The organism is Xenorhabdus thailandensis, assembly GCF_037996785.1.
In the GTDB taxonomy this organism is placed as follows: Bacteria; Pseudomonadota; Gammaproteobacteria; order Enterobacterales; family Enterobacteriaceae; genus Xenorhabdus; species Xenorhabdus griffiniae.
Genome location: NZ_JBBMXF010000007.1, coordinates 425,094 through 442,670 on the forward strand (window position 1 = coordinate 425,094; position 17,577 = coordinate 442,670).

A 17,577-nucleotide genomic window follows, 5' to 3' on the forward strand; every position below is an offset into this window, starting at 1 on the left:
TCAGCCGCCTGATTTATTTATTATTTTAATGGTTCTTGTTCTAACGCATCTCGCTGTGCTTTGAAAATCGTATCCAATCCCTCTTTTGCCAATGAAAGCAGTGAGAGCAACTCATCATGGCTGAACGGTTCACCTTCTGCCGTACCCTGCACTTCAATCATTCTGCCATCATCCATCATGACGATATTCATGTCAGTTTCAGCCGCAGAGTCTTCGACATATTCCAGATCGCAACGTCCTTCACCCTCAACGATGCCAACAGACACTGCTGCAACCATTGCTTTTAGCGGGCTTTCTTTCAATTTGCCTTCCGCAACCAGCTTATTTAGGGCATCGACCAGAGCCACACAAGCGCCAGAAATAGCCGCAGTACGAGTACCGCCATCCGCTTGAATCACATCACAATCCAGCGTAATAGTGAATTCACCCAGCTTTTTTAAGTCGATGGCAGCACGCAATGAACGCGCAATCAGGCGTTGGATTTCCATTGTGCGACCTGTTTGCTTGCCTTTGGCAGCTTCGCGTACATTACGGCTATTGGTTGCGCGTGGCAGCATACCGTATTCAGCGGTGATCCAGCCTTGTCCCTGGCCTTTCAGGAAACGGGGAATTCCTTCTTCAACGGAAGCATTACACAACACTTTGGTATCCCCAAATTCCACCAGAACAGAGCCTTCTGCATGTTTGGTGTAATGACGGGTCATTTTAATAGGACGCACCTGCCCCGCTGACCTTCCTGCTGGACGCTTTCCTACTAAGCTCATAGTGTATCTCCGTTGTTCGTACATTTTAGGGGCGCATTATACGGCCTAAAGTGGTGGATGCCTATCCTGCATCTACATGGAGCGCTATAATCCGCACATCATTTTATAAATTGGAAACGAATTATGATCCGTAGTATGACTGCTTTTGCACGGCAAGATATTAAGGAAGGTTGGGGAAATGCAGCATGGGAACTACGTTCTGTCAATCAGCGTTACTTGGAAACCTATATTCGCCTGCCAGAGCAATTCAGAAGCCTTGAACCTGTCATCCGTGAGCGCATCCGTTCCCGCCTGACGCGCGGCAAAGTGGAATGTAACCTTCGTTTTGAATTGAACTCCCTTGCCCCAAATTCCTTAATCCTGAATGAAAAACTGGCAAAACAACTGGTTGAAGCAGCAAGTTGGGTTAAACAACAGAGTAGTGAAGGTGAAATTAATCCGGTAGATATCTTACGCTGGCCAGGCGTGATGTCTGCCGAAGAGCAGGATTTGGATGTCATCAATGCACAGTTGCTGGCAGAATTAGATCTGGCGCTAGATTCTTTTATCCAGAGTCGTGAAACCGAAGGACAAGCGCTCAAAACACTGATTGAGCAACGCTTGGATGCGGTAACTGTAGAAGTGGCTAAAGTCCGAGAACAAATGCCGGCAATCCTGCAATGGCAGCGCGAGCGCTTACAGACCAAGTTAGAAGAAGCACAAATTCAGTTAGATAATAATCGCCTTGAGCAAGAGCTAATTTTATTAGCCCAGCGTATTGATGTAGCAGAAGAGTTGGATCGTCTGGATGCTCATGTCAAAGAAACACGTAATATTCTGAAGAAAAAAGAAGCCGTCGGCCGCCGACTGGATTTTATGATGCAGGAATTTAACCGCGAATCGAATACACTGGCTTCAAAATCAATTAATGCGGATGTGACAAATTCTGCAATTGAGTTGAAGGTACTGATTGAGCAGATGCGCGAGCAGATTCAAAATATTGAATAGTATTTCTTAGCGAATCACAACAAACCATCAAGCCAGTCTATACATTGTTATAACTGGCTTTTTTATTATCAGAGCATTGCAGAACGAATTACAGTAGCGCATGATTAGCGTGTACCCCTAGTGTGTACCCCTAACCCATTTAGGGGTACACGGCTGTTTTTTTACATTGGAGATTGCACAATGTCTAAACTCACCGATAAAGAGATCAGGGCATGGATAAAATCCGGCGAAAGGTTCGAGGGGAAAGCGGACGGTAACGGGCTATATCTATGCTATCGAAAAACCTATAAACACCCTGTATGGCGATTTAGGTATAAATTTGCAGGATTATCACGAGTGATGATTTTAGGCTCATACATTGACCTATCGCTATCAAAGGCAAGAGAGCTAACCAGAGAACTATCAGCGCGTGTTTCGCTGGGCTATGACGTCGCTATGGAGAAACAGGAACGCAAGGCCGAAGCACTGGCAAAGATTGATGCCGAAAAGAACGCTATAAAGGTATCAGACTTAGCGGCTGAATATTTTGAGCGCCAGATACTACCACGCTGGAAACACCCCGACATACTCCGCAGGCGGATAGATAAAGACATTGACCCTCGCATCGGCAATATGAAGCTGGAGGATGTAAAGCCCCGTCATATTGATGAAATGCTAAAGAGCATTGTAGACAGAGGCGCACCCACTATGGCGACCGATGTTCTACGATGGTTAAGACGCATGTTTGATTATGCCATTAAGCGACAGATGATAGATATTAACCCCTGTTCAGCTTTCGAGGTTGCGGACGCTGGTGGGAAAGAAGTATCACGCGATAGATGGCTAACCAGAGAAGAATTAATCATTGTGCTGAGGACATTTAGAACGTCTACAATCAGTCGCCAGAATGAAATCAGCTTTAAGATACTACTTGCCCTATGCTTACGGAAAATGGAGCTATGCGGCGCACGATGGGAAGAATTCAACTTCAAAAAAGCTGTCTGGCATTTTCCGGCAGAACGCAGCAAGAACGGCGATGCGGTAGACATTCCACTGTGTCCACAGGTTATAGAGTGGTTCATGGAATTAAAGGCTATGGCCTGTGGTAGTAAGTACGTTCTACCAGCAAGAAAAATGCAACACCGCATGATCCCACATATTCAGGAAAGCACTCTACCCGTTGCGCTTGCCAAAGTAAGACGAGAACTGCCGCCAGATATACCTAATTTCACTATTCACGACTTTAGACGAACCGCCAGAACCCACTTAGCCGCGTTAGGTGTTGATCCCTTTGTGGCTGAACGTTGCCTAAATCATCGCATAAAAGGCGTTGAGGGCATTTATAACAGGCATGATTATTTTGATGAACGTAAAGCCGCGTTAGCTCAATGGTGTGATTTGCTGATAATGCTGGAGAAAGGTGAAGATTACAACGTGACTCCAATAAAACAAATTAAAAGGAAATTTGTATGACAGTACCTGAAATTGATGTATTAAAACTATTTGCTTTACAAGGAACTGCGACGCCTAATGCTGTAGCCCTTTCAATCTTTGGATTAGATCCTTATACATCAATGACAAATGTACCCGAAGAGTATTCAGAAAATGTTCGTAAGGTAAGAAGTGCTATTTTAAGTAATGTGAACTCCCTCAGCTTGTTTCAGGACAAAAGAAAAAACACAAGCGATGTGATTGACTCTGATATTGTGTTTGGTGCTGCATATCAATATATGAGCTTAATAGAAAATATCCCAGAGGTTATTGTATCAAGAATAGAGCAAGCTTTAGACAATATATACAAAGAGCACAAAAAAATGGTGGATGGGAGGAGTCTATTAAGGTCTTTGGTGGACGGGCATTAGTTGAGAAAATAGCACTACAGAATAAAAAAGGTCAGGGACAATATCGAAAAAATGATGAGCAAAAAGGAACTTATAAATTAATTGGATTGCTTGTATTACTGCTTCAAGAAAAAAGCATAAACGGCTGTCAGCCATCAGACCATTACGGCGCAATAGGCGATCCCATTAAACAACACATATACAATGACATCAAAAATGAAGTCGTAGTCATCTGAGAAATAGCATCAATAATTGTCTGGCGCAAAACACTAACAGCAAAAATAATTTTTTCACACAATTTCAGTTTACATTTCCTCTTACCCCGCATGAAGACTGGCTTTTCAGTTTTTATGTTGGGTTTCCCTCCAAGTAAAAATCTCACGTAAAATGGAAAAATCATTTTATTTCAAATAAATACAATTAACACTCCAGAGCAGAACTGGATAACAAACTGAAATTTTCTGAAATTCTTTTCACTCATTTCAGTTTGAAATTTTTCTCACACAGCCAGTACTGGCACGGTCTGGTGATTTGATTTGTAGAATTTTAAAAGTGAAAAAACTTTTTTATCCAAAAGTGCAGGCGGGTGCGGTGTAGTCCATTTTACGTGGAGTTTACGTTTATTTCGTGGGAATTACGCAGTATGAGATGCAATGTAATAACGTGATCCAAATTAGCCGTAAGTGAGTCAATTTTATTGTGCATAGCTCTGTATGCGTCTGGTTGCGCTCTATGGGTGGGCAATAAATAACAGGTTAAGAGGGAGAACACTAGTTGATAATAGGTATAATACCCACAAATAATTGACAATGCTTGAATTTATGGGTATTATACCCATTCATTAACGCAATGGAGGGTTGATGAGTAGTACAGAGTTAATCAAACGCCTAATGGCTGACGGTTGGGTAAAGATGCGGCAAGACGGGAGTCATGTCACGCTAGCCAAACAGGGAGGGAGTCAGAGAAATAATCACCGTACCGCATCCGAGAAAAGATTCGTCAAAGGGGATTCTTCGACAGGCACAGAAAAATTCAGGATTGAAGTTGTTGTAATAATTAAGGAGCGGTCTAACCGCTCCTTCTCTGCGCTACTCATCATCATACGACGAGGTAATACTATGATTTATCCGCTCTTTATCTTTAAAACAGAAGAGGGCTTTGACGGTTACTTTCCTGATGTTGACGGCTGCTTTTTCGCTGGCAACACTTTAGAAGAAACTATCCGTGATGCTGAAAGCGCGTTCGGGCAGCATATGGAGGTATTGACGGAACAAGGCGGGTATGTCCCCGCGCCGAAAGATCCCTCAGAGTACATCAATGACCCCCGCTTAACGGAAGATGGAGGAATGATTGCACTGATTGAGCTAGACCCTGCGAAATATGAATCTAAGGCTATCAAGTTTAATCTGACGATGCCTGGCAATTTGTTAACCGCGATAGACCGCTATATTGAGCGAAACGGTCACTATAAGAACCGTTCGGCTTTTCTGGCGGAATTAGCACGTAAAGAAATTGCTCACCCCTAACCCCTAATGTTAAAGGTCATCGCATGATTAACCCGATGGCCTTACTCCGCCAAAGCAGTAGTTGATTTGATTTTGACGAGATAATTTCATTTATGCAGTGACTGAGGGATTATTTGCCCGCATGTTAAATCTTGCACGCTCCGATTTAGGTGTACCCCTAAAAAATATTGAGTAACAACAATCCAGTATTCATGCGGGCTTGATCCTTCTACTCAATGAATAAATCCATTAGCGAATCACAACATTTCAGAAAGCCAGCATATACCTTGTTATTGCTGGCTTTTTTACTATCAGAATTGCTGAACGAATCACAGTAGCGCATGATTAGCGTGTAACCATAGCACATTTAAAAAACCATTTTGGGTACACCCCACTTTTTTACATTGAGAATTGCACAAATGCCTAAACTTACAGACAAAGAGATCAGTGCGTGGATACGTCCTAGTAAGTTGGTACAACTGTCTGGAGCAGAACGCTAACAGTGAAAATAAATTTTTCACACAATTTCAGTTTACATTTCCTCCCCAGTAAAAATCTCACGCAAAATAGAAAAATCATTTTATTTCAAATAAATACAATCAACATACGAGAGCGCAACTGGATAAGAAACTGAAATTCTTTTCACTCATTTCAGTTTGAGATTTTCCTCACACAGTCAGTACTGGCGCGGTCTGGTGATTTGGTTTGTAGGATTTTAAAATTGAAAAAACTTTTTGATCGAAAACGTGCAGGCGGGTGCGGTGTAGGCCGTTCTACGTGAAGTTTACGTTGATTTCGTGGGAATTACGTGGTGTGGGCGTGATGTGGTGACATGATCTAAAATCTGCGTAGCTTAGCGGGCGATTGGTTGCGTTATATGAGTATGCAAAAAAGCCACGATTAAAGGTGAGCTATGCCGAGATCACTATTGTTGAATAAACACCCAAATTATGTACAATTCACATGTACATATCTGGAGATATATTATGCGTACATACACCTCAACCCAAGCACGAGCCAATATTTCAGAAGTGTTGGATGCGGCTACCCACGGCGAACCTGTTGAAATTACTCGTCGGGACGGCAGTTCAGCAGTTGTTATCAGTAAAGCAGAATTCGAGGCATACCAGAATGCCAAACTGGATGCAGAATTTGATTCGATTATGCAGCGTCATGGGCATACGGTAGAGGCTCTGACAAACCGATGATATGGGTCAGCGCGCAGGAAGTTATCGCTTTTCATGACCGTATATTGCAGTGGTTTCCCGGCGTTGCTGGAATGCCCGATTCAGGCAGAGCTGAAGCACTTATCTATCGGGTACAAAACCGTACCCACAATGAAGGTGTAACAGACATCTTTGAACTTGCAGCCACCTACTGGGTTGCTATTGCTCGTGGTCATATCTTTAATGATGGTAATAAGCGCACAGCGTTTTTCGTTACCATGACTTTTCTTTACCGCAACGGTATCAAGATCCGTGATAACGACAATACACTAGAAAACTTAACAGTAGAGGCTGCCACGGGTGCGAAAACTGTTGACCAGTTGGCGCAACATTTACGCGAATTGGTAGACCATGTTGAGCCAAACTGTAAGACATAATCACAACTTACTTTTTATGAGAATAAGTGAACATCTCATTTTGCCGTGTACCCAAAGGTGTACCCCTAGAAGATATTGAATAACAACAACCCAGTATTTATGCAGACTTAGGCTGTCTACTCATCAATGAATAAATCCGCCCCACAATAGTACATGATTGACGTGTACTCAATTTGGACACATTCATTTTTCATACACAATCCAATTTCCATTTATCAAATACACGGGAAGGAAATTAGAACTTTCGGTTCATAATATCAATCACCACTATTATATGGATATCCCATCACACGGAATCAAGAAAACGGCACTACTTTTTTATGATAATGCCGTTGATAATAAATTTATTCCTCTGCCTTAATTTTCGCTGATTGAAATGCTGTTAATAATGCCAATATTGGTGCAATGGAAAAGAATAAAAATAGCCAATAAGCAGAAGAAGCAGCCCCTTCAACGCCTCCTGGCTGATAAAATCCAAATAAATTGACAGTCATTCCCCCCAATGCAGAACCAAATGCAGAGGCAAATAACTGTATGGTAGTAATGGATGAACCGGCGATGCTTTTATCCGCATCACGGGAAACCTGTAAAATGAGCGTCAAAAGATGAGGCCAGCCGAATCCAACCCCAAAACCAAACATCCCCAATCCCAGGATTATCGGTAGTATAATCTGCCGTTCCCCTGCTGACTGAGATGGCAGAAACACAAGCAACAGCAACATACCAACCAACATGAAGACAGGCCCACTGATAATCGCAAACCGCATTTTTGTCCCTTGCCAGCTAGCACTGAGTATTTCTCCTATAGTCCAACCCATTGCCACGGACGCAACCATGTAACCAGAAACAAAAGGGGATTGCCCATGCAGAATTTGCAAAAAATAGGGAATAAAAACATCCCCTGATAAACCCACTACCAATAGAAATATAGTAGTAAATAAGACCAAATGAGGAGAACGTAAACTTAGGGAACGTTCAGGCAATAACCTGGCTGAAGCTCTACGCTCATAAATGATCAATAAAAAGATGAATATCACAGCGGCAACAATGCCGAGAATGTTGAACCGAACATCTGGCGACAAACTGCCAGAAGAAACCGCCAGTACCGCTGCCGATAACAGAATCAATTGCACAATGGGCAGTGCTGTTTTGGTTTTATCCTGCACCTCTGTTTTAGGTAAAATCAGACAGGTAAATACGGCATAAGACAGAATAATAGGAAGCATAATGCCAAATGCGTAACGCCATGCATCCATCTCAGCAAAAATACCGCCAATAGCTGGCCCGATTAAAGTCGCTACACCCCACATCCCCGAAACCAATGCGATAGCTCGCGGCCAAAGTGATTGGGCAAAGACGAGATTAATCATCAAATAGGAAAGGGCGAACAAAAATCCACCACCCAGGCCCTGAATGGTTCTGCCAACCAACATCACTACCATTGTCGGTGCAAGAGTACAGAGTAAGCTACCGATAAAAAAGATCACTGATGCAATCAGATAAGCGTTTCTTGCACCCAATGCACTTAACAATCTCGCAGAAAGAACGGAACCAATAATCGATGCCACGACAAACAATGTCGTATTCCAGGCATAAAGATTTAATCCTCCAATATCATTGACGACAGAAGGCAGAATCGTAATCGCAATTAAGGTATTAATTGCCATCAATACCACGCCCAGTGAAAGTGCTATCGCACTCGGTGCATTTTTGCTGGAAAACAGATCCCTCCAACGGCTTTCCTCAGTCATTATCATCATTTTTGCCCTAAACTCAGGTTGAGTTGTGAAAAGTCTTGCGCTAAATTAAACAAGATAAATCTTGGAATAAATTAATGTCGGGATCAATAATATGTCAAGCAATGACTTGGAAAATGGCACAATCGTAGGGCAAACAGTGAGTGAAAAGCTATTAATGTTGCTAAAAACTCAAGGTGCCTTACAAGCCTCTGATGCCGGCAAATTATTGGGAACAACTGGAGAAGCAGCCCGTCAGCAATTTGTGAAAATGGCTAAAGAGGGGTTAGTTGAAGCAAAATCAGAAACAAGGGGGGTTGGGCGTCCAATACAACTTTGGCATATTACAGAGAAAGGCCATGCCAAATTTCCTGATGCTCACGCAGATTTAACAACGCAACTGATCTCGATTATCCGTAATCAGTTGGGTGAAGATGCTATGGATTTGATTATCAGCGCCCGTGAAAAAGAGGCTTTTTCCAACTATAAAAAGGCAATGGAAGGTGCCACTGGGTTACAGGAGAAGGTTGAGCGTCTAGTTTCGATTCGCTGCCAAGAAGGTTATATGGCTCATTATTCTGTTGAGGAAAATGGCGCTATTTTGTTTTTTGAAAACCATTGTCCAATTTGTGCCGCCGCCAAATTGTGTCAGGGTTTTTGTCGGACAGAGCTGAAACTGTTTCGGGAGATCCTGCAAGCCAATGTGGAAAGAACCGAATATATTCTGAGTGGTCACCGACGCTGCGCTTATCGCATCACCGCCACAAATAACTAAATGGTTTCACACATAGTTCCCATATTGTAGCGGTATATCGATAACACATCCCTTCTGTCAGTAGCATCACCGACAGAAGGGATAACATTATTCCTTACCTGCCGCTTCCAACTTCTGATAAATATAATGCTTATAACTCTCTACCAATGCACTATCCTGACAATCATTCAAAGCACCACCACATAAATGGCGCATGATCATATTTGCTTGGTAAAACGCTGGCGCTGACAAACGGGCACGTTCCAGAATGATCCCGCCGAGGAAAGAGATATCGGTCAGCTTGCCCGTTGTTATTGACGCTCCCTGTTTCAGGTTATCCCGCAGAGTAAACTGAGTCACATGTGCTGGATCAGGTAACGGAGAATTATAGTGATCAAAATTGATGTTCGGTTGATGATCACCAAAATAGAGGAAAACGGTAGGCTTGTCGCGATTAGCAACGAATTCACTGAAATCCCTGATGGCAGGATCAGAGGCCACAATTTTTTCCATGTAATGGCTAAACTTACCTGTCGCTATTACAGAGTCAACGTTGCCAGCCAAGCCATAATCATCATGATGACTCTCTTCATAAGGACCATGTTCATACATGGTGAGAGAGAAAATAAAAATCGGCTTGTCTGTTTCCTTAGCCAGGATAGTTTTCACATAAGACAACATATCTTGTGTTGGAATTTTCCACAAATTTTCATCCATGCCAGCGGGATACCCTAACTCCTGCGGTTGAATAATTCGATCAACACCCAGTGTCTTGTAAGCATGTCCCGCATGGTAAGCAGACTTATTAAACGGTGTCAGAACAACCGTGTAATAGCCATTATCTTTCATTGCACGAAACAGGCTGTTTTTCAGGTGATCAACGACAAAATAAAACACCGCATTTTTACGTGAACCAAAATCATCCGTATTCAATCCGGTTAAAACGGAGAATTCAGATAACCAGGTTCCACCACCAAAGGTTTGTACCCTGAGTGGACTTTGGGCACTGACACCCACATCACGCCGGAACATGTAAAGATCGGGCAACTGCACTTTGGCAGGTAATTGATAAATATGGGGATTGACCGTGGATTCTTGCAGCAAGACAACCACATCGGGTTTAACCTCCGACTGAGGTTCAGGCAACGTCACTTGTTTCGCCTGCTGCAAGAAATAATCAGCAGATGAACCCAATTTTGGCGGCTGATATTGGGCATCAGAGGCAGACATTACCATATTAGTCACCGTTCCCCGCCCCTTCGGTAATTCCCCTTGCCATTGCTCATGATAAGCACTAACTGTGAGATTGATACCCCAGGTACTCACGACCATCAAAACGATACTGGCGAAGCGCCATTTTATCCCACGCGCAGAAGGGACTATTTTCCAGCTCAATATCATGTTGAATATCAACCAGATAAGCATAGCCACTACAGCGATACCTGCCAGCCAATAATGGCGTAAAGTCTCCTGATTTGATGGATCTAACATCACATTCAAATCAGAAAACATCAGTTGTTCTTTGTAGTAATGGATTTTTATCTGGTTGAGGAATTTTAGGATGATAAATAACGTGCCAGTTAACACTACCGAAAATAACCAGCGCGCTGAAACTAAAAAAGCCAGGCCAAAGATGATGCCGAATACGCCGACAGACACCAGTGCAGGATAAATATCTCCACCTTTCTCAAACACTAATATCAAGGAAGCAATCAACAACAATCCAAGATAAATCCTCGAGATTATCTTCTTTTTCATACTCTATTGAATTCCACACATGAGTTCAGTTTGCCAACCCGATGAAAAATAGCACAGATTGTCAGAGATACTGTAAATAAAATGCTAAAAAATGCCCTCATCCCGTAGAACATGCAAATTCGCTTTCCTGCGGGTAAAACCCGTACGATCAAAGTATTCCAGTATTTGAATCGCCAGTTTCCGGCCAATCCCTAATTCATCTCGAAAATCGATTGCTGTTATACCGCCCTTAGTCTGAGAATAGTTGCGAATTAAATCAGCAAGCTGCTGAATCTGCTGTCGGTGGTAATAACGATCAGACACAATGGCGATAACGAGTCCTAATTGTGCCGCTTTTCGCAAAAGACGACGTATGACCTCTTCATCTTCCCCCATTTCAGTTGCCAAATCGCGCACCCACCACGCTTCCGTTTTAAAATAAGGTTCTGCTTTTAACCACAAACACGCCTGCTCTGGGGTAAACATCAATCCATGCTCAGGCAAATGCAACCAACCATGGGTTTGTTTTAGCACTTCTTGTTCCAATAGCCGATTGATAAGTTTATAAGCCAGCATGTCATCCAGTGTCGGCAAAGCCATTCGTTTCAAACGCGCCTTACCCACACCCAATTGATCAGGGTGTTTTTCGTGGTATTCCACGACAGTCTGCAATAGCTTTTGTTCTGCCAGCACCACATGATGCAGTGATAAAACCCAATCACCCGCAACCATCACCTCCATCCCAACCAACAAGTTGTTGAGCTGATTTTCTGTCAACTGGCGTGCCCAGGCAAAGTGGCTAAGTAACAGTGCACCACGTGTTAAATATAAGGTAAGATTTTCCAGATGGCTGCTCGTTCGGGCCAGTTGGGATAACCAATGAAGAAATTCAGGCTGGCGTTTCCCTCTGCGCGGGGAATTTAAGCTAACGACTCGTGCCCCAGCCAGCGTTTTTCTGGCACTGATATCACGCAGTACCAGGCGATCATTTTCCACCAGCCACAAAGGACGATCCAGCGTCAGCTCAGCCAATATTGGCGTAGCGGTTAGCGAGTTCAGGATAGAAATTCTGCCGGTGATATGGCTGGCAGCATGATGGATATGGAGAGATTGCCAGTTTTGCAGCGGTAAATCCGCTTCAATTTCGACTAACACTTTTTCAGCCGCAAACGAGGGTTTTTGTAATAACAGCCAGTCGCCACGGGAAATTTGCTCTTTGCTGATATCCCCCGCAATATTCAATGCAATACGCTGTCCCGCTGTAGCACGTTGAACGAGTTGATTCTGGGCGTGCAAGCCACGCACTCTCACGCTTTGATCACTGCCAATCAGCCATAACATATCGCCAACATTGACACTTCCCGCTAACGCCGTTCCGGTGACAACCAACCCGGCACCTTTAATAGTAAAAACGCGATCGATAGCCAAACGAAAGCGTTGCTGTAATTTTTCATGTTGTGGATTTTGCCGGAAGCGAACTTGATGGATAGCATAAGATTGGTGAATAGACTGCAAATGCTCTCTTAGTGGGATAATGCCTTCTTTTATGGCGGCTGCCGTTATAAACAAAGGCACCGATTGCCAACCTTGTGATGCTAATAATTGCCCGACTTGTTGCCGGACTTCCTCAATCCGTGCTTGTTCGACGCTATCCGCTTTGGTCAATACAACCGTAATATCAGGTCGCCCAATCAAACGCAAAATTGCCAGATGTTCCCGTGTCTGAGCCATGACACCATCATCACAAGCGACAACCAGCAGGATATGATCTATTCCACCCATCCCCGCTAACATATTCGACAGGAATTTTTCATGTCCCGGCACATCGACAAACCCCACCGAAGATCCATCTGGCTGCGGCCAGTAGGCATAACCGAGATCGATAGTCATCCCGCGTTTTTTCTCTTCCGGCAAATGGGTCGTATCAACCCCCGTGATCGCTCGAATGAGCGTCGTTTTACCGTGATCAACATGTCCCGCTGTGGCAAAAATCATAGTTATCAAGCCTATTTCTTATAACAGCAAAAGTGCCTGCAATAATGCATTTCCATCTTCCAGGCAACGCAGATCCAGCCATAACCGCCCATCATACAGACGCCCAATCACCGGTTTTTCCAAATTGCGCCATTGGTGAGCCAAATTTTCCAATGTGCTGCCACGACCATCGATGGCAGTAAAAGTCAGCGACCAACTGGGCAACCGATCCACTGGCAAAGAACCACTGCCAATTTGGGAATAGCAAGGTTCATCACGAACAATAAATTTTTCGCTGTAATATGCCTGAAGTTGAGGAATGAGCTGTTGCGCCATATCACGGATTTCACCCTGTGTACGAGTCAGCAGGCGCAAAGTCGGTAAGTTCTGGCGAAGTTGCTCAGGGTGTTGGTAGAGGCGCAAAGTGGCTTCCAGTGCCGCCAACGTCATTTTGTCTGCCCGCAATGCGCGCTTTAGGGGATGCTGCTGGATAGCGTCTATCCACTGTTTTTTGCCAACAATAATGCCAGCTTGCGGGCCACCCAATAATTTATCACCAGAAAAGGTCACCAAATCGATACCATGGTTCAGGTAATCCTGGGGCATCGGCTCAGCCGGCAAACCATACTGTGTCATGTCGGTCATGGAGCCACTACCAAGATCGATGGCTGTCGGGATTTGGGATGCCATACCCAGCGTCGCCAAGGCTTCTGCCGATACTTCAGCGGTGAAGCCTTCAATACTGTAATTACTGGTATGCACCTTCATCAACAAACCGGTATCAGAATTGATTACCCGCTGATAATCTTTTAAATGCGTTCGGTTAGTTGTTCCCACTTCCACCAAACGACAACCTGCTTGCACCATCACGTCAGGAATACGGAACGCCCCGCCAATCTCTACCAATTCACCGCGGGAAATAACAACCTCTTTGCCTTGCGCCACTGTTGCCAGCACCAGTAAAACAGCGGCGGCATTATTGTTAACGATGCAGGCATCTTCTGCCCCTGTTAACGTACAGAGTAAATCAGCCAATGCGCGATCACGGTGCCCGCGACTAGCACCATCAAGAGAATATTCCAACGTGACCGGCGAACGCATTGCCTGTGTCACGGCTTCAATTGCTGATTCCGCTAACAATGCACGGCCCAAATTGGTATGAAGCACCGTTCCGCTCAAGTTAAAAACGGGTTTCAAGGCAGTTGCTTGAACCTTGTCCAATCTTCGCTGCAATAATGCAGCCCAATCGTCACTCCACTCTGGCAAGGTCTGATATTCACGAATATTAAATCGCGCCTGTTCTTGCATGTCCCGCAATATCTCCACCACTTGCGTCTGTCCATATGACGCAACCAACGAGGTGATTTCTGGCTCCCGCAACAATCTGTCAATGGAGGGTAATTGACGGTACAGCGAGTTGATTGCTTGTGTCATCGCTTCCCCACCCCATTTATTCGTTAGGAAACAAAAAAGGGTTCAGGCTACTGCGGGCAAAACCTTCTTCTTCCATTTTGGCATCCAGAATCAATGACGCCAGATCATCGGCCACAGCATCGATATTTGGATCTTTTTCCTGATACAGAATTTTGAGATAACTACCACAATCACCACAACTTTCTGCCTTGATTGCCGATTGCTCACTCTCCAGTGACCAATAACTCAGGTCACGACTTTGTTCACAGTTACTGCATTTGATACGGACAACATGCCACTCGCTTTCACACAGGTTACAATGCAAGTAACGCAGCCCTTGGTGAGTGCCGATTTGCACCACACTGGCAACCGGCATACTGCCACAGATCGGGCAAAACTGGCGATGTTCTCCATATCCCGCCCGTGCCTTGCCGGGGATCAAACTGGCCATTTGTGCCCAATAGATAGATAATGCTGCCCAAACAAACACCGCCTGATCAGCACTAACTTTGCTGAATTCACTATTGAGTAGCGCACTCGCCATCTCTTCTAACTCTTGTTCTGAATTTTTTGCCAGATTTTCGAGGGCAGGTTTCACATGTTCAGGTACGGTAGGCAACAATTCCGCCATCAGGGCGTGCAGAATATTCTGCCAATGCTGGGTACGGTGCAATGTTTTGCAATCCAATGGGACACGAATTTCTTGCTGGGAACGACCAAGAAGCTCATCCAATTCCATCTCCAGCGGATTGTCATACCACGCTTTTTGCTGTGCTTGGGCAATTTCTGCCGCAAAATTCAGATAACTTGCAAATGGGTTGCTTTCGGTTGCCAACGTTTTCAGACGCTCAGCACGCTGCTGGTAAAGCGTTTTCAGGTTGACAAACAATAATGGGGGAATAGGGGCAATGCGAATACTCATCAATCTCACCTTCCAGTTATGTTGATATGTAAATCCCCAACCATCTTACCCCGCCAAACAGCGGAATGGCATTGCCAGATCCTATCGATTTCAAGTTACAGACCACAAAGCAGTAACGTGGATAAATTTCAACACAAACTTACTGCCATCACAAAAATTCAGGTTAGACTATTGAATAATCGTAAAGGGGAATGGTGGATATGACAGCGTGATAACCAGCATCTCTTCTTAGTTGAAATATAGATATATTGAAGAGGTTGATAATGAAATTAACACCTGAAAAATTGTTATCTGCAATAGAAAAATACGCCCATACTCCCGATAAACAACGTTCCTTAACGCCAAAGCAGATACAGTGGTTTTCCTATCCAGAAAACGTCTTCTTGTTGATTAGCCTGGTGCTAACGCTGCCCAAGGAAGCGATGACGGAGATAGGAGACAGCATTAACCATTGGCTTGAAGTTGCCATAGCGGAACTTGCATTAACAGCAAACAAATTGCCTGCTGAAACCAAACAACTGTTCGAAGAGATCATTGAGCAAATTTTGCTGAATACCAAAGAAGAATTCGAAATTAATAGCGAATGCATGTTGTTATGTGTATCAGTCCTGAAAAGAAATCAATTTCATATCAAAACTGACATCACCCAGCTACTGGATGCACCTCAATCTACTGATGACACCAACATAGCAACTTTCCCTAAAAAATCCTTAAATTTGAACCAACTGTTTAAGCAGTTTGAAATTCATTCTGGCATTGAATTTATTGACTTTTTTGAAAACGGCCTATCCATCATTCCCCATGAAGCCTTACCTCATCTGTTGGCGGAAGTTGCCAAGCATTCATGGGGTATCGATGCCCTGCTGTTACTCACCCAATACTTTGAAGAACCCGTCGCCCTTGCCTGTGCGCAAACATTGGACGATTGTCCTTCTTCTGCATGGGCAAACTTATCCTATCTGCAACTGATCAATCTGTGTGCACAATTTAACCGCCATCCTGCCATTCACTCCTGTTTTAAGCGTTGGAAAAAAAAGGCGATGTCGCACCACAGTAAGCCGCGGGAAACAGCGAAGATACACGAATTATACGTCACTCATGTTGATGGCAATGACTGTGCCAGCATGATGATGACAATTACACTGGATGGTCAAGAATATCAAATGAATATGATGCTAGATTTTAAATCTGGTATCCGTGAAAGCTTTATGAATATTGCTCCTGAGAGCACAATCCCCGAACTGATTGAAGAGTTGAGCAATAATAGTGAAGCATATGTTGACTTTACTCCGGTCTCCCCTGACTGGCTGCAACAAATTTTACCGTGGATATTTTCAGTCCAGCAAAATCAACATACCCCACTCGATCTCAACTCACTTTATTGGTTGTCACAACTTCCCGTCGAATGGACACAGCCAGAAGCATTTGAGCTTGAACACTGGAGCCAGAAGTTCGGGTATAAAGCTGATCTGAAGCGACAGGATCAGAATCGTCTTGGCATCACCATGGGTTCATCATTAATATTGTCTTGGCTGGCGCCGGAAGAATGCCTGTTGAAAGCGAAAAAACCCAGGGATTTATTGAAGCTCTATTACTACGCAAACCGCGAGCTGTTTATTGAACGTCTGACTTATTCCGCTTCAATCGAACAATACAGATTGCCACCACAAGCGCCATATCTGGTAGAGCAATATTTAGATTTGGCCTATGCCCTCAGAGATCCTGGATTAAATCGCAAGAGATTTGCCTTATTTGATACCTTGTCTGAACTCAGCTTTGAATATTTCTACATGGAGCAAGAGGAAGAGATTGAGCCGCAAGGTTTTGTTGTTAAAGTGAGTTTATTCGATGCAACACCCGCCGTATGGCGCCGGATCCGTGTCAGCAATCAACTCACACTCAGTGAATTTCATGATGTGATACAAGCTGCCATGGGCTGGGAAAATGCTCATCTATTCAGTTTTAGTTTTGCAGGAATCGATATTCCAGAAGAACAGTATGACCAATTATGCATCGGTGCATTTCTGGAGGAAGCCGGCGATGAATTCAACTACCAATATGACTTTGGCGATGATTGGTTCCATCAAATAACGCTAGAGAAGGTGTTACCAAAAGATATTATCCAGCCTGAAGTGACCGCAGGTAATGGCATGTGTCCGGCGGAAGATTCCGGTGGCATTTGGAGTTGGAACTATTTGCTCAAGTTGAGAAAAAAGAAACTCCTGACGGAAGATGAAGCAGAACAATTAGAACTTGTGGGATTATCCCCAAGTGAGTCACTGGAACCTTTTGATAAACAGCAGGTTAATAAGAGGCTCAAGACACTCATCAGTCATTGACATCCTCCCCCTTTTACGACACC

At 44.0% G+C, this 17,577-nt stretch carries 14 protein-coding genes; 8 read left to right on the forward strand and 6 right to left on the reverse strand.

Going from position 1 to position 17,577, the window contains the following annotated elements:
* Window positions 1-20: 20 nt before the first annotated feature.
* Window positions 21-764 (reverse strand): ribonuclease PH, encoded by a 744-nt coding sequence (gene rph / locus AAC853_RS04555; RefSeq protein ID WP_340613800.1) that lies wholly within the window; start codon window positions 762-764, stop codon window positions 21-23.
* Between the two features lie 123 nt (window positions 765-887).
* Between rph and AAC853_RS04560 the strand changes: the two genes are divergently transcribed.
* The 6 genes from AAC853_RS04560 to AAC853_RS04590 all read left to right on the forward strand — a co-directional run bounded on the left by AAC853_RS04560 (window position 888) and on the right by AAC853_RS04590 (window position 6,679).
* A complete protein-coding gene (locus tag AAC853_RS04560; RefSeq protein WP_340613801.1) occupies window positions 888-1,751 on the forward strand; it encodes a YicC/YloC family endoribonuclease in 864 nt (287 codons plus the stop codon).
* 180 nt (window positions 1,752-1,931) lie between these two features.
* A complete protein-coding gene (locus tag AAC853_RS04565) occupies window positions 1,932-3,203 on the forward strand; it encodes a tyrosine-type recombinase/integrase (RefSeq protein WP_340613802.1) in 1,272 nt (423 codons plus the stop codon).
* Window positions 3,200-3,592: a hypothetical protein gene (locus tag AAC853_RS04570; RefSeq protein ID WP_340613803.1), complete on the forward strand. Its 393-nt coding sequence runs from the start codon at window positions 3,200-3,202 to the stop codon at window positions 3,590-3,592. The genes AAC853_RS04565 and AAC853_RS04570 overlap by 4 nt, the downstream gene beginning before the upstream one ends.
* A 1,097-nt stretch (window positions 3,593-4,689) precedes the next feature.
* Window positions 4,690-5,097, forward strand: coding sequence for a type II toxin-antitoxin system HicB family antitoxin (locus AAC853_RS04580; RefSeq protein WP_340613804.1), 408 nt, complete (start codon window positions 4,690-4,692; stop codon window positions 5,095-5,097).
* 965 nt (window positions 5,098-6,062) lie between these two features.
* A complete protein-coding gene (locus AAC853_RS04585) occupies window positions 6,063-6,284 on the forward strand; it encodes a type II toxin-antitoxin system Phd/YefM family antitoxin (RefSeq protein ID WP_047962450.1) in 222 nt (73 codons plus the stop codon).
* Window positions 6,281-6,679 (forward strand): type II toxin-antitoxin system death-on-curing family toxin, encoded by a 399-nt coding sequence (locus tag AAC853_RS04590; RefSeq protein WP_338883875.1) that lies wholly within the window; start codon window positions 6,281-6,283, stop codon window positions 6,677-6,679. The genes AAC853_RS04585 and AAC853_RS04590 overlap by 4 nt, the downstream gene beginning before the upstream one ends.
* A gap of 344 nt (window positions 6,680-7,023) precedes the next feature.
* Here the strand turns inward: AAC853_RS04590 and AAC853_RS04595 are convergent, their stop codons facing one another.
* Window positions 7,024-8,436, reverse strand: coding sequence for an MFS transporter (locus AAC853_RS04595; protein WP_340614156.1), 1,413 nt, complete (start codon window positions 8,434-8,436; stop codon window positions 7,024-7,026).
* 94 nt (window positions 8,437-8,530) lie between these two features.
* On the opposite strand from AAC853_RS04595, the gene AAC853_RS04600 reads away from it, so the two are divergent.
* A complete protein-coding gene (locus AAC853_RS04600; RefSeq protein WP_340613805.1) occupies window positions 8,531-9,190 on the forward strand; it encodes a helix-turn-helix transcriptional regulator in 660 nt (219 codons plus the stop codon).
* Window positions 9,191-9,277: 87 nt separating this feature from the next.
* Here the strand turns inward: AAC853_RS04600 and AAC853_RS04605 are convergent, their stop codons facing one another.
* The 4 genes from AAC853_RS04605 to fdhE all read right to left on the reverse strand — a co-directional run bounded on the left by AAC853_RS04605 (window position 9,278) and on the right by fdhE (window position 15,215).
* The gene (locus AAC853_RS04605) at window positions 9,278-10,927 is read right to left on the reverse strand and encodes an LTA synthase family protein (RefSeq protein WP_340613806.1); all 1,650 of its coding nucleotides are present in this window, start codon (window positions 10,925-10,927) and stop codon (window positions 9,278-9,280) included.
* A gap of 84 nt (window positions 10,928-11,011) precedes the next feature.
* Complete coding sequence (gene selB / locus AAC853_RS04610; RefSeq protein ID WP_340613807.1) at window positions 11,012-12,901, reverse strand: selenocysteine-specific translation elongation factor; 1,890 nt, start codon at window positions 12,899-12,901, stop codon at window positions 11,012-11,014.
* Between the two features lie 18 nt (window positions 12,902-12,919).
* Complete coding sequence (selA, locus tag AAC853_RS04615; protein WP_340613808.1) at window positions 12,920-14,314, reverse strand: L-seryl-tRNA(Sec) selenium transferase; 1,395 nt, start codon at window positions 14,312-14,314, stop codon at window positions 12,920-12,922.
* 16 nt (window positions 14,315-14,330) lie between these two features.
* The gene (gene fdhE, locus AAC853_RS04620; RefSeq protein WP_340613809.1) at window positions 14,331-15,215 is read right to left on the reverse strand and encodes a formate dehydrogenase accessory protein FdhE; all 885 of its coding nucleotides are present in this window, start codon (window positions 15,213-15,215) and stop codon (window positions 14,331-14,333) included.
* A 263-nt stretch (window positions 15,216-15,478) separates the two neighbouring features.
* On the opposite strand from fdhE, the gene AAC853_RS04625 reads away from it, so the two are divergent.
* On the forward strand, window positions 15,479-17,554 hold the full coding sequence (locus AAC853_RS04625; protein WP_340613810.1) for a plasmid pRiA4b ORF-3 family protein: 2,076 nt from the start codon (window positions 15,479-15,481) through the stop codon (window positions 17,552-17,554).
* Window positions 17,555-17,577 lie beyond the last annotated feature (23 nt).

Bases quoted from the DNA above. Each gene is read 5' to 3' on its own strand.
- AAC853_RS04595 (WP_340614156.1), bottom strand. From the start codon at position 8,436: ATGATAATGACTGAGGAAAGCCGTTGGAGGGATCTGTTTTCCAGCAAA.
- AAC853_RS04560 (WP_340613801.1), top strand. From the start codon at position 888: ATGATCCGTAGTATGACTGCTTTTGCACGGCAAGATATTAAGGAAGGT.
- AAC853_RS04580 (WP_340613804.1), top strand. From the start codon at position 4,690: ATGATTTATCCGCTCTTTATCTTTAAAACAGAAGAGGGCTTTGACGGT.
- AAC853_RS04605 (WP_340613806.1), bottom strand. From the start codon at position 10,927: ATGAAAAAGAAGATAATCTCGAGGATTTATCTTGGATTGTTGTTGATT.
- AAC853_RS04570 (WP_340613803.1), top strand. From the start codon at position 3,200: ATGACAGTACCTGAAATTGATGTATTAAAACTATTTGCTTTACAAGGA.
- AAC853_RS04565 (WP_340613802.1), top strand. From the start codon at position 1,932: ATGTCTAAACTCACCGATAAAGAGATCAGGGCATGGATAAAATCCGGC.
- AAC853_RS04585 (WP_047962450.1), top strand. From the start codon at position 6,063: ATGCGTACATACACCTCAACCCAAGCACGAGCCAATATTTCAGAAGTG.
- AAC853_RS04600 (WP_340613805.1), top strand. From the start codon at position 8,531: ATGTCAAGCAATGACTTGGAAAATGGCACAATCGTAGGGCAAACAGTG.
- selA (WP_340613808.1), bottom strand. From the start codon at position 14,314: ATGACACAAGCAATCAACTCGCTGTACCGTCAATTACCCTCCATTGAC.
- AAC853_RS04625 (WP_340613810.1), top strand. From the start codon at position 15,479: ATGAAATTAACACCTGAAAAATTGTTATCTGCAATAGAAAAATACGCC.
- selB (WP_340613807.1), bottom strand. From the start codon at position 12,901: ATGATTTTTGCCACAGCGGGACATGTTGATCACGGTAAAACGACGCTC.
- AAC853_RS04590 (WP_338883875.1), top strand. From the start codon at position 6,281: ATGATATGGGTCAGCGCGCAGGAAGTTATCGCTTTTCATGACCGTATA.
- rph (WP_340613800.1), bottom strand. From the start codon at position 764: ATGAGCTTAGTAGGAAAGCGTCCAGCAGGAAGGTCAGCGGGGCAGGTG.
- fdhE (WP_340613809.1), bottom strand. From the start codon at position 15,215: ATGAGTATTCGCATTGCCCCTATTCCCCCATTATTGTTTGTCAACCTG.